Raw genomic sequence first — 13,476 nt, 5'->3', positions numbered from 1 at the left:
CCAGCAGGCCACGGGCCCGCAGCGCGGCCTTGCCGGCCGGGGCGCTCGGGCCGGGCGCTCTGGCGGGGCGCCACCTCCCGACCTATTGTCAGGGAACATGACACGCCTTCGCCGCGCCGCCACCCTGGCCGCCGCCCTCACCGGCACCCTCGCCGCCCTGCTCGCCCCGGCCGCCGCCCAGGCGGCACCGGCCGGCTGCCGGGTCGTCGGCACGGCCCCGGTGGACGCCGAACAGGCCCGGCTCCAGGACCAGCGGACGACCGCCTTCACCGAGCGCTCCGGCCTGCGCGACCTGCTCCGGGGCTTCCCCGCCGCCCTGTGCGCCGCCCGGAACGCCCGGCAGGCGGAGCGGGTGGCGGGCGTCTGGGGCCGGGCGCTCTGGCAGGCCGGGGTGGACCGGGCCCAGGGCCGGCGGCCCAGCGGCGAACTCCCCGCCCGCGACGACCGCCCGCTGTACTGGACCAGGCTCGCCATGACCGTCCAACTGGCCCGCTGGCAACCCGGGTTCGAGGTCGACCCGGCCGACCTGCGGGCCCGCTTCGAGGACGCCTCCCGAGGCCTCGACGACGGCTTCACCGCCGCCCCCGGCGTCCGGCGGATCTTCGTCAGCGGCTTCGACCCGTACGGCCTCGACACCGAGCCGCGCCGCGCCAACCCCTCCGGCGCGGCCGTCCTGCAACTGCACGGGCAGCGGATCACCCTCGCCGACGGCAGCCCCGCCGAGGTCCGGGCCGTCCTGCTGCCGGTCCGCTACGGCGACTTCGACGACGGCGTCGTCGAGCGCGCCTTCGGCCCGCACCTCGTCCCCGGCCCGCAGGCCGCCGACCTGATCACCAGCATCAGCCAGGGCTACCCGGGCCTGTTCACCCTGGAGGACTGGGCCGGGCGGGCCCGCTCCGCCGATCCCGCCACCGACAACACCGGCACCCTCTCCGGCGGCACCCGGCAGCACCCGGTCACCGCCCCGGGCCTGGCCGACGGCCCGGAGTTCATCCGCACCACCCTGCCCACCGACGCCATGACGGCCGTCCAACAGCCCTACCCCGTCCGCCTCAACACCACCGTCACCGAGATCCCCGAGGGCGGCGTCGACCCCGTCGACCGCGCGGACGGGCCCACCCCCGGCTCCCGCGCGGTCGCCGGAGGCGGCGGCGGGTACCTGTCCAACGAGGTCGCCTACCGCTCCAACCGGCTGCGCCTGGACCTCGCCCCCGACCTCCCCGGCGGCCACCTGCACACCCCCGTGCTCACCGGCCTGCCCGCCCAGCAGGACCGCCTCACCGCCCCGGAGTTCGAGCAGAACGAGGCCGCCATCGCCGACCAGGTCCGCGAGATCCTGCGTCACGCCCGGTTCTGAGTCCGGGGCCCGCGCGGCGGGCCCGGCTACACCGGCCCGGCGAAGCGCGTCCCCGCCGCGCGGGCCCGGGACTCGGCGATCTGCGCGTACGCGTCCTCCCGGCCCGCCCAGTGCGAGCCCTCGACCGCCTTGCCGCGCTCCAGGTCCTTGTAGACCTGGAAGAAGTGGGTGATCTCCAGCAGGTCGAACTCGCGCAGGTCGCCGACGTCGCGCAGGTCGGCGTAGCGCGGGTCGTGGGCGGGGACGCACAGCACCTTCTGGTCCGGCCCACGCTCGTCCCGCATCACCCACATGCCGACCGCCCGGCAGGTGACCACGCACCCCGGCACGGCCGGTTCGCCGCCGAGCACCAGCGCGTCCAGCGGCTCCCCGTCGCCGCCGAGGGTGCCTTCGACGTAGCCGTAGTCCGCGGGGTAGCGGGTGGCGGTGAACAGGGTCCGGTCGAGGCGGATCCGGCCCGCCACGAAGTCCATCACGTACTTGTTCCGCGAACCCTGCGGGGTCTCGATCAACACCTCGAACTCCACCGCGGCCTCCTCCTCTGCTCCTGGGGAGATTGTCCGCCGTCCCGGCCGTCCGGGCACCCTCCGCAAACGCCCTCCGCGGCCCGGTGGCGTCCGTTAGCATCCGGATCATGGGGAGTTGGCGTGCCACGGTCCAGAACCACCACCGGCGCAGCGGAGGGCGGCCGCAGGGGCGCCCGGAGGGGCCGCTGGCCCGCCAGAGCGGCCTGGCGCTGTACGGCCGGGACGGCGAGATCAGCTGTGTCGACACCGAGGGCCTGGTCCGCTGGCGCCGCCCCTGCGCGGGGCGCCCGAACGCGGCCCACCTCTCCGGCGGCCGGGCGCTGGTCACCACCGACTCCTTCGAGTACACCGCCTGGGGCCACCTCGGCCCGGCCCTGCTGCTGGACCTCGACGACGGCGCCGTGGTCGCCGAACTGCGCGGCGAGCGCGGCGCGGCCCTGGACGGCGGCCGCTTCGTGCTCGGTCTGGAGGGCTACGGCGCCTTCGACACCTGGTCCTACGACCGGGACGCCACCCTGGTCGACTCCTGGCGCAGCTACGGCCACTACGTGGTCGGCAGCGGCCTGCGCGTCGTCGAGACCGACCGCCGCCGGCCGACCGGGAGCCGGGTGGTGCGGCTGCTGCCCGGCGGGGGGATCGAGAGCGGCCCGCTGCTCGCCGACCCGCAGGCCCCCGCCCCGGTGGTACTGGCCGACGGCACCGTCCTGGTGCTGGACGCGGGGGTGCTGCGCGCCGTCGGGCGCGACCTCGACACCACCGTGCTCGCCGAGTTGCTCCCGCTGTCCGGCGACGACCTGCAACGGTTCACCGGCACGCTGCGCCGCACGGCCGACGGCCTGGCCGTGACGCTCGTGGAGCGCCACCCGACCCGGATGGGCGGCTACACCACCCACCGCTGGACCCTCGGCCTGGAGTCGCCGAACTAGGGGCGTGTCTGACGACGGCGTGTCGTCAGGGCCGCCAAGGGCCTTCCGGCCCTCCGCGGGCGGCCCCGTCGGCTGGTCCCGGGCCGCCTGCGTTCCTCGGCGGCCACTCTCCGCGACCGCTCCCACGGAGCAGTACCGGGCGCGCGGCCGTTCCGGCGGCGGTAGGACGGACACAGACGCCGGGAGGAGAGACCGTGAAGATCGTCGTCGACCTCAACCGCTGTCAGGGCTACGCACAGTGCGCATTCCTCGCCCCCGAAGTGTTCGAGCTGCACGGTGAAGAGGCCCTGCTGTACACCCCGCAGGCCCCCGAGGACCAGCGTGACCGCGTCCGGCGGGCCGTCGCGGCCTGCCCGGTGCAGGCCATCCTGGTCGAGGAGGAGGCCGAGTCCGATGCCCGATGACCTCAAGAGCGGCCGGATCGTCATCGTCGGCGCCTCGCTCGCCGGTCTGCGCGCCGCCGAGACGCTGCGGGACGAGGGCTTCACCGGGCAGCTGACCCTCGTCGGCGAGGAACGCCCTCCCCCGTACGACCGGCCGCCGCTGTCCAAGCAGGTGCTGCTCGGGCGGGTGCGAGCCAACGAGACGGCGCTGCCCCGGCGCCGCGAGGTGGACGCGGAGTGGAAGCTCGGCGTCCGCGCCACCGGGGTGGACGGGGCCGGCCGGCAGGTCCTGCTCGCGAACGGCGAGCGGCTGCCCTACGACCGGCTGCTGATCGCCACCGGCACCCGGGCCAGACCCTGGCCGAAGGCCGAGCAGGCCGCACTCGACGGGGTGTTCACCCTGCGCACCGCCGAGGACGCGGCCGGCCTGGCCGCGCGGCTGGACGCCGGCCCCCGGCGGGTGCTGGTGATCGGTGCCGGGTTCACCGGCTCCGAGATCGCCTCCGCCTGCCGGGAGCGCGGTCTGGCGGTGACCGTCGCGGAGCGCGGCCCCGCCCCGCTGGTCGGGGCCCTCGGCGGGGCCTTCGGCGCCCTCGCGGCCAAGGTCCAGCTCGCCCACGGCGTCGACCTGCGCTGCGGGGTGACCGTCTCCGCGCTGACCGGCCGAGCGGGCCGGCTCACCGGCGCCGAGCTCTCCGACGGCAGCCGGATCGACGCGGACGTCGCCGTGGTCGCCCTGGGCGCCGTCCGCAACACCGAATGGCTGGCCGACTCGGGGCTCGCCGCCGGTCCGCGCGGCGTGGCCTGCGACGCGGGCTGCCGCGCCTTCAACATGTACGGGATCGTCACCGACGACGTCTTCGTCGCGGGCGACGTCGCCCGCTTCCCGCACCCCCTCTTCGAGTACCAGCTGCTCTCCCTCGAACACTGGGGCAACGCGGTCGCGCAGGCCGAGGTGGCGGCGCACAACATGGTCAGCCCGGGGCCGCAACGGCGGCCGCACCTGAGCGTCCCCTCCTTCTGGTCCAGCCAGTTCGGGCTCAACATCAAGTCCGTCGGCGTGCCCACCTTCTCCGACCACGTGGTCCTCGCCCAGGGCTCGGTCGAGGAGCGCCGGCTCGTCGCGGTCTACGGGTACCGGGGCCGGATCACGGCCGCCGTCAGCGTGAACCGGGCCAAGTGGCTGGAGCACTACCAGCGGCTGATCGAGGCCGCCGCGCCGTTCCCGCCCGACTGGGACGGCGTGGAGCAGCCCGCCTCCCGCATTCCGGTCCCCTCCGACGTGCCCGACCCGAAGGTCCTCTCGCACGGCCCCACCGTCGCCCTCACCGGCTACCTGCCCGACCGGCGGCTGACCCTGAGGCACTGGGGCGGCTGAGCCACCCGCCGCCGTTCGACGGGCGCCCGCCCACCGGACGCGCCGCCCGTCAAGGACCACCGCCGCCACCCCCGCCGCCGCCACCCCCGAGGAGCCCCGCGCATGGCCGCCGCCGACACCCTGTTCCGCCGGATCACCGACTACGCCAACCGCGCCGACCCCTACCCCCTCTACGCCGAGCTCCGCGACCACGGCGTGGCCCGCCAGGACGACGGCAGCTACCTGGTCGGCACCTACCACGAGGTCGCCGCGCTGCTCCACGACCCGAGGATCAGCTCGGACCGCCGCAACCGCACCGTCCCGGACGAGGCGTCCGGGGTCGTCCCGGTCGCCTTCATCGGCCGGGACGACCCCGAGCACGAACGGCTGCGCAACATCGCCATGCGGCCCTTCGGCCCACCCCACGCGCCCGCGCGGGTCGACGCCATGCACGACGAGATCGCGCAGATCACCCGGGAACTGATCGACGGGCTCCGGGGCCGCGACCGGATCGACCTGGTCGAGGACTTCGCCTACCCGCTCCCGGTCACCGTCATCTGCCGGCTGCTCGGTGTGCCGCGCGAGGACGAGCCTCGGTTCCACGCCTGGTCCGAGACGCTGATCGCGGGCTTCGACCCCACTCCCGACAGCGATCCGGCCGAGCGGCAGCGCCTGGCCACGCAGGCCCGGATGGAGATGGGGACGTACCTCGGCGAGCTCGCCGAGAGCCGCCGGGGCAAGCCGTCCGGCGACATGCTCTCCGCCTTCGTCAACGACCCGGGCCCGTCGGGCGGCTTCACCCAGCCGGAGCTGATGGCCACCGCGGTCCTGCTGCTCATCGCCGGGCACGAGACGACCGTCAACCTGATCACCAACGGCGTGCTCACCCTGCTGCGCCACCCGGAGACCCTGGAACTGCTGCGGGACAAGCCGGAGTTGATGCCGCGCGCGGTGGAGGAGCTGCTGCGCTACGAACCCCCGGTCCAGCTGTTGCCGCAGCGCACCGCACTGACCGACATCGAGGTCGCCGGCGTCACCGTCCCCAAGGGCGCGCCGCTGATCCTGGTGCTCGCCTCGGGCAACCGGGACCCTCTGCGGTTCCAGGAGCCCGACCGCTTCGACCCGAACCGCCAGGACAACCAGCACCTCGGCTTCGGCAGCGGCGTGCACAGCTGCTTCGGCGCACCGCTCGCCAGGGTCGAGGCGCAGCTCGCGCTCACCGCGCTCATCCACCGCCTGGACGGCCCCCGGCTGCTCCAGGACCCGCCCGAGTACCGGCGCAGCCCCGTCCTGCGCGGGCCCCGGCACCTGCCGCTCGCACTCTCGGGGGTCAGGGACTGAGCGGCCCGGGCCCGCGGAACCACGGCGGCCTCCCGGGCCCGCGCGCGTTCACGAAGGCTACGGAGTCCGCACCACCGGCAGCTCCAGGTAGGACGGGTCGGCTCCGCCGTGCCCGATCCGGTAGCTCGCCCGGCCGTCGGCCGGGAGCAGTTGGAAGGAGTCCGGGTTGGCGGCGGCGACGGTGAGCCGGATCCGCTCGCCGGCCCGGAAGAGCACCGCGACGGGCTGGAGGTCGATGGTGACCTGCCGGGCCCGGCCCTGCGGGAAGGGCGCCGCGTCGGTGGCCGCGTAGCTGCGGGGCGTGCGCAGCCGGCGCCAGTCGGGGTTGTCGTCCCGGTCGGCCACGGCCCGGTCAGCGAGGGCGAGTTGGCCCTCGGTCAGGTAGGTGACCCGGCCGTCGGGGGCGACGTCCTCCAGGTAGACGTGCAGGGCGCCCCGGGCGGTGCCGTCGAGGCCGGTGACGTCGAGCGTGACGCGGCCGTTGCCGGCCACCCGGGTGTCTCCGGTCAGCGGCGGGGTGGTGTAGCTGAGGAGTTTGGCGTCCACGGCGGCACGGTCGGGGTAACTGACCTGGTTGCCGGTGAGGTTGGTGTTCCAGCGGTCCAGCGGGCCGGTGCCGGCGGTGGGGTCGAGGCGCAGCAGGTCGGCGCCGGGGCGGTCGTCCGGCTCGGGCCGTCGGCGGCTGAGCGTGGCGTCCTCGCCGAGGTAGAGCCGTTGCGGGCGGGTGCCGGGCAGCGGCCAGCGGGTGGTGGTGCGCCAGACGCCCTCGTTGAAGGTGTAGTAGTGCAGTTGCCGGGTGCCGTCGGGGCGGCCGTCGGCCCGTACGTAGCGGTCGAAGAAGTCGAACGTCCGCTGGGCGAGCTGGGCGCGTTCCTGGTCGGTGAGGTGGCGGGCGGGCTGGAAGGGGTCGGCGAGGTAGCCCTGGCCGTGGCTCCACGGGCCGATCCAGGCGTCCTGGGTGTTGGAGAGGCCGGTGAACTGGGAGAGCACGCCGTTCGCGGTGCCCGCGTCGAGCCAGCCGGCGTCGGTGAGCACGGGGACGCCGCCGGCTTCGACGGCGGCGGCCCGCTCGCCGACGCTGCCGACGGTCCAGCTCTTCGGGCCGTCCTGGTAGTCGCGGTACACACCGGATTCGGCCATGTCGACCAGGTTGGCGTTGCCCGCGTGCTCGGCGCGTGCGGCGGCGAGCAGGGCCGGTCCGTCCGGGCCGTCGACCGGCCGGGGCACGGCGCCGGTGAGGCCGGTGGCCGCGCAGACCTGCCGGGTCCGTTCGTCGGTGTCGCAGGTGGTGCCGCCGGCCTGGTCGAGGATGCGCAGCAGCAGCGCGTACGGGGCGATCCGGGGCTCGATGAGCAGGCCGCCGGGGCGCACCAGGTCCTCGTACGGGTCGAAGTCGTAGGAGATCGGGGCGGCGGCGGTGATGTGGTGGTTGCCCAGGGCGGTGGCGAGCATCGCGGTGTCGCCGCCGTAGGAGACGCCGGTGGTGCCGACCCGGCCGTTGGACCAGGGCTGGGCGGCGATCCAGTCGCTGAGCGGGCCGCTGTCGGCGACGGTGTCGGCGCCGAGTTCGGAGCTCAGGGTGCCGAAGGAGGCGCCGGTGCCGCGCAGGTCGGCGACCACGTAGGCGTAGCCGCGGGCGTTCCAGCCGTCGGCGTCGTTGCTGCGGCCGTCGTTGCCGGGCGCCCCGGGGTAGACCCGGGCCCGCCAGTAGCGCTGGGTGACCAGGACGGTGGGCAGGTTCGCGCCGGCCCTGGTGCCCTCGGGCAGCCAGACGTCGACGGCGAGGCGGACGCCGTCGGGCATCGTCACGTAGCGCGACCGCAGGTGCGGCTCGGTGGTCGGGGCGGCCGCGGCGGGCGCCGCCGCGAGTCCGAGGACGGCCGCGGTCGCGACCAGCGCCGCCAGCGGGCGGCGCGGGATCCCCCCTGCCCGGCTCACCGGGAGGTCGCCTTCCAGGGGCCTTCCTCGGGCCTGGCCTCGGTGTCGGTGCCGGGCCAGGGCGGCATGGTGACGGCCACGATCCGCAGCGGCCGGTCGGCGTCCTCCTCGGCCCGGAACTGGAACGCCGTGCCGAGCGGGATCGAGGCCGCCGTCCCGGGCGCGAGCCGGACGGTCTCCTCCCGCCCGCCCTGGCGGCGCCACAGCCGCCCGGCGCCCTCGACGACCTGCCACAGCTCCTGCACGGTGGCGTGCGACACCGCGCGCGACACCTGCCCGGGGGCGAGCTCGAACACGGCGAGGCTCCCCTGCCCGTCCAGGACCAGCAGCGGGAACACCGCGGCTCCGTCCGGTGCGGTCACCACCTGGACGTCACCGACGTCCGCTGTCTGGAACGGTTGTTGCGCTGGCTGACTGCTCATCCGACCCGGCCTCTCTCGCGTCACGGAGTACCTTGGTCCCGCCCCCCACCGCCGATGAGAACACGCCCCGGCGCCCGGCCGCCACCCTGAGATGTCCCGGAGTCCGACGCGCGGCCCAGACACGCCCTAGCCGCCGGCGGGCGTGCCGAACTCGCGGAGGGCGTCGGTGACGATCGCGTCCAGCCGGGCGTGGTGGGCGCCGCGCCAGTAGGCCTGGCCGCAGTCGACGCACTGGGCGAAGACGTCGTAGGAGCGCTCGGTGCCGTCCCGCAGCTGCTCGCGCACCGAGGTCTTGTCGACCTCGCGCAGCGTGCCGTTGCAGGTGGTGCAGCGGCTCCACGGGACGAGCGGGGGCGCGAAGCGGGAGAGCACGTCGCGCAGCTGCTCGTTGGGGCGGTGGCTGTAGACGTAGGCGCCGGCCCACAGTTCGCGGCGGCGCAGCAGCCCCCGGTCGCGCGAGAGCAGGACGCGCTGCTCGGCGGCGGAGCGGGCGGCGAGCGCGGCGTCGCCGATGTCCGGGTTCTCGTAGGCGGCGTCGACGCCGAGCAGGCGCAGCCGGCGGGTGAGGGTGCCGAGGTGGACGTCGAGCAGGAAGCGCGGTGGGGCGGGCGAGGGCTGCGGCCGGTCCACGGCCCGGACGGTGACGTGTTCCTCGTCGACCGGCACGTGCGACCCGGGCACCGGCCGGCCGTCCACCAGCAGGGTGCCGACCTCGGTGAGCGGGACGCCCAGGGACTCGACGACGTGGCCGAGCGTCGAGGTGCCGTCGGTGCGCAGCGCCGAGCGGCCGGCCCGCCGGGGCCCGGAGACGAAGAGGTGCAGCTCGGGGGCGAAGTCGAGCCAGATCTGGGGTCGGTCCACGCGGCCAGCATGCCAGCGGGCGGCGGCCCGGGCCACCGGTTTCCGGTCAGCCGTCGGAGCATTCTCGGGCGGGTTCGCGGCGGCGGCGGCCGGCGCGGGCCCCGACCGGGGCTGAGCAGCCGGGTCGGGGCGGCGCGCAGGGCCGGCTCGAGGGGCGTCGGCCCTGCGGGGAGGGCCTGCGGGGAGGGCCGGCGAGGAGGGCCGCTACGGGACCGCGACGGCGGAGGTGACAGGCGTCGGGCAGCCGCCGGCCCGGTCGCGCTCGGCCCAGCGGACGACCGGCCCCATCGCGTACCCGGCCGCCAGGAAGAGGCCGCCCAGGACCAGCCAGCCCGCGAGCCCGCCGTCCAGCAGCAGGGTGGTCAGCAGCAGCGGCCCGAGGGTGCGGGCGACGGCCACGCCGGTGCCGAAGAAGCCCTGGTACTGGCCGATCCGCTCGGGCGGGGCGAGGTCGAAGCTGATCTGCCAGGAGCCCGCCGACTGCCGCATCTCGCCGATCACCTGGAGGACGGAGGCCGCCACCAGCAGCGCGGCGACCGCCCGCACCGGCCAACTGGGCTGCGGTGAGGGTCCGTTGGGGCCCGGCGGGCGGGATGAGGGCGAGCGCCGGGGCGCTGCTGGTCGACACGGGTCTCCTGGCTGGGGGCGGCGCGCGGGCCGGGTGTTCGCAACCGTTCGCGGCCCAGCCCAGGGAGGGAGCGGACCGGCGGTAAGGTCCAGTGATCACGGAACTCCTTGGTCCACTTCCGGGCCCCACCGCACCGGCGGGCGAGCGCTGAACCCCCGTACGACGGCGGCGAATCGCTCCTCGCGCGGGCCCCGAACCGGGCCCGCCCGTACCTCCGCCGCGCCGTCCGTACCCGCTCCGAATCCGCCTCGCCCGGGGCCCGTCGGACGCCGACGACCCCGTCGAAGGGCCAAGTTTTGCCGTATTGACCGGTCAGTAACGCCCTCCTATGCTCAACGGCGTTCGCGATCCGGCACCGGGCCCGGCGCCGTCGTGCCCGCCCGATCCGCCGCCGTCATCGGCTCGAAGGGCTCTTCCCATCAGCACCTCCATCGCCCCCTCGGACGACACCGACCACCCGGGCGACGCACGGGACGGCGCCGGCACTCGCCGCCGCCGGTTCCTCACCTACCTGCTGGCCGCCCCGACCCTCACCGTCGGCGCCCGGCTCGGCCTCGACGCCGCCGCGCCCGCCACCGCGCAGGCCGCCGTCCGCGCCGCCGCGGCCACCCAGGACGCCGCCGCCCCCTCGCAGTTGATCGGTCTGCCCGGCATCCCGGACATCCTCGACCTGGGCGACGCGCTGATCATCGCCGGCCTGCCGACCTCGCACCTGCTCGTCCTGGAACTCACCGCCGCCGGGCGCGCCGTGCTGCACCTGCCCCGGCTGGAGGTCGGCCAGGGCCTCACCACAGCCATCGCGATGCTCGTCGCCGAGGAACTCGACGCCCGGCTCGGCGACGTGGACGTCCCGCTCTCCGACGGGCGCCCCGAACTGCTCTTCAACCAGCTGACCGGCGCCTCCAACTCGGTGCGCTCGCTCTACGACCCGGTGCGCGCCGCGGCGGCCGCCGCCCGCGCCCGGCTGGTGACCGCCGCCGCGCGGCGCTGGAACGTTCCGGCAGACACCCTGCGCACCGCCGACTCCGCCGTCCTCGCCCCCGACGGCCGCCGCGCCGGCTACGGCGACCTCGCCGCCGACGCCGCCGCCATCGCCCTGCCCGCCGTGTCCGGCTCCCCCAAGACCGCCGACCAGTTGCGCCTGGTCGGCAAGCCCACCGGCCGGATCGACGCCCGCGACATCGTCACCGGCCGTGCCAAGTACGCCGGGGACCTCGCGATCCCGGGCGCCGTCCCCACCGTGGTCGCCCGCCCGACCACCATCAACGGCACGCTCAGGACCCTGGACGCCTCGGCCGCCCGCGCCATGCCCGGCGTGCTCGGCGTGGTCCGGATCCCCAGCGGCGTCGCCGTCCTCGCCGAGACCTTCGACCAGGCGCTCAAGGCCCGCGACGCGCTGCGCACCTCCTGGAACCCGGGCCCGGTCGCCAACCTGTCCACCCCCGACATCCGCACCCGACTGCGCGCCGCCCACGCGCCGTTCCTCATCCCCCCGCTGCTCACCCAGTACGTGGACGGCGAGTTCGACTTCGCCTTCGTCAACCACGCGCCGATGGAGGTGCTGACCGCCGTCGCCGACGTGCGGCCGAACCGGGCCGAACTGTGGTTCGCCTCGCAGACGCCGATCGTCGCCCAGCAGACCATCGCCGCCGAACTCGGCCTCCCGCAGAACGCCGTGACCGTCCACGTGGTGCGCGGCGGCGGCTCCTTCGGCCGCCGGCTGTTCTTCGACGCCGCCCTGGAGGCCGCCCAGATCTCCAAGGCCGCGGGCCGGCCGGTCAAACTCATGTGGACGCGCAACGACGACATGCGCCACGGCCGGATGCGCCCGGCCAGCCACCACCGGATCCGGGCCACCTACGCGCTCGGCCAGGTGCTCAGCTACGAGCACCGCGCCGCCACCGTCAAGACCGACTTCCGGCACGGCCTCGGCGAGATGCTCACCGGCGCCGGCTTCAACCTCTCGCTCGCCGGGCTCAGCCTCGCCCAGGCCTTCTTCCTGCTCAGCGAGAAGAACCCGTACAACGTCGGCATCCCCACCCAGCTGCTCGCCGAAGTACCGCTGGACGTGCCCACCGGCAGCTGGCGGTCGGTCTACTCCGGCACCGTCCGGGTCGCCGACGAGATCATGATGGACGAACTCGCCCGCCGGATGGGCCAGGACGCCGTCGCGTTCCGCCGCGCCCGGCTGCGCAGCGCCGCCGGCCGGGCCGTCCTCGACACCGTCGCCAAGGCCGGCGACTGGGGCCGCCCGATGCCCCCCGGCCAGGCCCAGGGCATCGGCTACCACGACGAGAACAGCGGGTGCGCCGCCTACCTGGTCGAGCTGGACGCCACCGACCCGACCGACCCCCGGGTCACCAAGGCCGTGATCGCCGCCGACGTCGGCCGGATCATCAACCCCCGGGGCCTGGAGGCCCAGCTGACCGGCGCCCTGATCGACGGCATCTCGGTGATCCTGCAAGCCGGCAACCACATCGACAACGGCGCCGTGCGCGAAGGAAGCTACGCCGACTTCCGGTACGCCCGGCAGCGGCACACCCCGCCCGTCGTCGAGATCCACCTCATGCCGCCGAGCGGACCGCCCGGCGGCGCCGGCGAGTTGGGCGTCCCGGCGGCCTCCGCCGCGGTCGCCAACGCCTACGCCCGCGCGACCGGCACCAGCCCGCGCTCCTTCCCGATCAACTTCTGACTCCCCCAGCCAAGGAACCCCACCACCCCATGCCCACCCACACCTTCGTCCTCAACGGGCACCCCGTCACCGTCGAGGCCCCGGACGACATGCCGCTGCTCTGGGTGCTGCGCGACAAGCTCGGCGTCACCGGCCCCAAGTACGGCTGCGGGGTGGGCGTCTGCCGCGCCTGCACCAGCCACCTGGACGGCGAGGAGTTCCAGCCCTGCACCCGCTCCGTCAAGGACTGCGAGGGCCACAGCGTCACCACCATCGAGGGCCTGGCCGACGGCGACACCCTGCACCCCGTCCAGGAGGCCTGGCTCGGCTGCGACGTCGCCCAGTGCGGCTTCTGCCAGCCCGGCCAGATCATGACCGCCGTCGCCCTGCTGCGCCGCACCCCGAACCCGACCGACGCGGACATCGACCAGATCCAGAACATCTGCCGCTGCGGCAGCTACCCGCGGATCCGCGAGGCCATCAAGCAGGCGGCCGCCCGGCAGGTGTCCGGCTGACGGCACGCCGCCCCGCCCGGGGCGCGGGCGGGGCGGACGGGTTCAGCCGGTCGTCAGCACGCCCGCAGGCCGTTGTGGAAGTACCAGTTGCCGTCGGCGTACGCGCCGTAGACGTAGGCCGGTCCGAAGAAGTTGCCGTTCGTCCCGCCCACCTGGTACCAGACGTTGCCCTGGCTGTTGATGTCCTCGCCCCTGGTCCAGCACTCGATGTAGATCTCGTCGGACGACCACGTGTACGACCCCAGGTCGCCGGCGACCTTGGCCGTCCAGGAGTACTGCTGCGCGTAGACGCCCACACCGTGGCCGCTCGCGTGGTAGCGGAGCTCGTACCAGCCGTCGGCGGACGCGCTGCCCGCCGAGACGCCCACCGCGCCGGCGGCCAGCGCCACCACGGCCGCCGCGGTCGCGCCACGGCGGCCGATCTTCTTGAGGATGCCCTTGGCCATGTCGATTCCCCTGTTCGGTCGGACCGTTGCGCCGCCCCGTTGGCCGCGGCGACTGGGACAGCTGACCCGACTTCCCACGGTGTTCGGTACCGCCTGACGGAAAC

General features: G+C 75.2%; 13 protein-coding genes. 7 read left to right on the top strand and 6 right to left on the bottom strand.

All coding sequences use genetic code 11. The annotated features are described in order from the left end of the window. Window positions 1–97 precede the first annotated feature (97 nt). Window positions 98–1,357 carry a pyroglutamyl peptidase gene (locus ACIPLC_RS10380; protein WP_400472536.1) on the top strand — a complete coding sequence of 420 codons (1,260 nt, stop codon included), beginning with the start codon at window positions 98–100 and terminating at the stop codon, window positions 1,355–1,357. A 26-nt stretch (window positions 1,358–1,383) separates the two neighbouring features. Here ACIPLC_RS10380 and ACIPLC_RS10375 read toward each other — a convergent pair whose 3' ends face one another. Next, window positions 1,384–1,884 (bottom strand): inorganic diphosphatase, encoded by a 501-nt coding sequence (locus ACIPLC_RS10375; RefSeq protein WP_400472535.1) that lies wholly within the window; start codon window positions 1,882–1,884, stop codon window positions 1,384–1,386. A 107-nt stretch (window positions 1,885–1,991) separates the two neighbouring features. Here ACIPLC_RS10375 and ACIPLC_RS10370 point away from each other — a divergent pair, with 107 nt between their 5' ends. The 4 genes from ACIPLC_RS10370 to ACIPLC_RS10355 all read left to right on the top strand — a co-directional run bounded on the left by ACIPLC_RS10370 (window position 1,992) and on the right by ACIPLC_RS10355 (window position 5,891). Then, window positions 1,992–2,810 carry a hypothetical protein gene (locus ACIPLC_RS10370; RefSeq protein WP_400472534.1) on the top strand — a complete coding sequence of 273 codons (819 nt, stop codon included), beginning with the start codon at window positions 1,992–1,994 and terminating at the stop codon, window positions 2,808–2,810. A gap of 194 nt (window positions 2,811–3,004) precedes the next feature. Next, a complete protein-coding gene (locus ACIPLC_RS10365) occupies window positions 3,005–3,214 on the top strand; it encodes a ferredoxin (protein ID WP_400472533.1) in 210 nt (69 codons plus the stop codon). After that, window positions 3,204–4,571: an NAD(P)/FAD-dependent oxidoreductase gene (locus tag ACIPLC_RS10360; protein WP_400472532.1), complete on the top strand. Its 1,368-nt coding sequence runs from the start codon at window positions 3,204–3,206 to the stop codon at window positions 4,569–4,571. Before ACIPLC_RS10365 ends, ACIPLC_RS10360 begins: the two co-directional genes overlap by 11 nt. A gap of 102 nt (window positions 4,572–4,673) precedes the next feature. Beyond that, window positions 4,674–5,891, top strand: coding sequence for a cytochrome P450 (locus ACIPLC_RS10355; protein WP_400472531.1), 1,218 nt, complete (start codon window positions 4,674–4,676; stop codon window positions 5,889–5,891). Window positions 5,892–5,948: 57 nt separating this feature from the next. Here the strand turns inward: ACIPLC_RS10355 and ACIPLC_RS10350 are convergent, their stop codons facing one another. The 4 genes from ACIPLC_RS10350 to ACIPLC_RS10335 form a co-directional block, all read right to left on the bottom strand. After that, window positions 5,949–7,829, bottom strand: a complete 1,881-nt coding sequence (locus ACIPLC_RS10350; RefSeq protein WP_400472530.1) for a CocE/NonD family hydrolase — start codon at window positions 7,827–7,829, stop codon at window positions 5,949–5,951. Further along, window positions 7,826–8,251 carry a cupin domain-containing protein gene (locus ACIPLC_RS10345; RefSeq protein ID WP_400472529.1) on the bottom strand — a complete coding sequence of 142 codons (426 nt, stop codon included), beginning with the start codon at window positions 8,249–8,251 and terminating at the stop codon, window positions 7,826–7,828. The genes ACIPLC_RS10350 and ACIPLC_RS10345 overlap by 4 nt, the downstream gene beginning before the upstream one ends. Before the next feature lie 126 nt (window positions 8,252–8,377). After that, the gene (locus tag ACIPLC_RS10340) at window positions 8,378–9,112 is read right to left on the bottom strand and encodes a Mut7-C RNAse domain-containing protein (RefSeq protein ID WP_400472528.1); all 735 of its coding nucleotides are present in this window, start codon (window positions 9,110–9,112) and stop codon (window positions 8,378–8,380) included. Window positions 9,113–9,316: 204 nt separating this feature from the next. Further along, window positions 9,317–9,658, bottom strand: coding sequence for a hypothetical protein (locus ACIPLC_RS10335; RefSeq protein ID WP_400472527.1), 342 nt, complete (start codon window positions 9,656–9,658; stop codon window positions 9,317–9,319). A gap of 410 nt (window positions 9,659–10,068) precedes the next feature. Here ACIPLC_RS10335 and ACIPLC_RS10330 point away from each other — a divergent pair, with 410 nt between their 5' ends. Next, complete coding sequence (locus tag ACIPLC_RS10330; protein WP_400472526.1) at window positions 10,069–12,432, top strand: molybdopterin cofactor-binding domain-containing protein; 2,364 nt, start codon at window positions 10,069–10,071, stop codon at window positions 12,430–12,432. Between the two features lie 29 nt (window positions 12,433–12,461). Further along, window positions 12,462–12,926, top strand: coding sequence for a (2Fe-2S)-binding protein (locus tag ACIPLC_RS10325; protein WP_400472525.1), 465 nt, complete (start codon window positions 12,462–12,464; stop codon window positions 12,924–12,926). Between the two features lie 53 nt (window positions 12,927–12,979). On the opposite strand, the gene ACIPLC_RS10320 is transcribed toward ACIPLC_RS10325, so the two are convergent. Continuing rightward, window positions 12,980–13,372 (bottom strand): hypothetical protein, encoded by a 393-nt coding sequence (locus ACIPLC_RS10320; protein ID WP_400472524.1) that lies wholly within the window; start codon window positions 13,370–13,372, stop codon window positions 12,980–12,982. Window positions 13,373–13,476 lie beyond the last annotated feature (104 nt).

Source organism: Kitasatospora sp. NPDC086801 (genome assembly GCF_044745805.1).
In the GTDB taxonomy this organism is placed as follows: Bacteria; Actinomycetota; Actinomycetes; order Streptomycetales; family Streptomycetaceae; genus Kitasatospora.
The sequence above is the reverse complement of the archived record's forward strand: the minus strand, read 5'-3'. Positions and strand labels throughout refer to the sequence as shown.

Coding starts and splice junctions, on each gene's coding strand:
- ACIPLC_RS10380 (WP_400472536.1), top strand. CDS start 98: ATGACACGCCTTCGCCGCGCCGCCACCCTGGCCGCCGCCCTCACCGGC.
- ACIPLC_RS10370 (WP_400472534.1), top strand. CDS start 1,992: ATGGGGAGTTGGCGTGCCACGGTCCAGAACCACCACCGGCGCAGCGGA.
- ACIPLC_RS10360 (WP_400472532.1), top strand. CDS start 3,204: ATGCCCGATGACCTCAAGAGCGGCCGGATCGTCATCGTCGGCGCCTCG.
- ACIPLC_RS10355 (WP_400472531.1), top strand. CDS start 4,674: ATGGCCGCCGCCGACACCCTGTTCCGCCGGATCACCGACTACGCCAAC.
- ACIPLC_RS10345 (WP_400472529.1), bottom strand. CDS start 8,251: ATGAGCAGTCAGCCAGCGCAACAACCGTTCCAGACAGCGGACGTCGGT.
- ACIPLC_RS10330 (WP_400472526.1), top strand. CDS start 10,069: ATGCTCAACGGCGTTCGCGATCCGGCACCGGGCCCGGCGCCGTCGTGC.
- ACIPLC_RS10325 (WP_400472525.1), top strand. CDS start 12,462: ATGCCCACCCACACCTTCGTCCTCAACGGGCACCCCGTCACCGTCGAG.
- ACIPLC_RS10320 (WP_400472524.1), bottom strand. CDS start 13,372: ATGGCCAAGGGCATCCTCAAGAAGATCGGCCGCCGTGGCGCGACCGCG.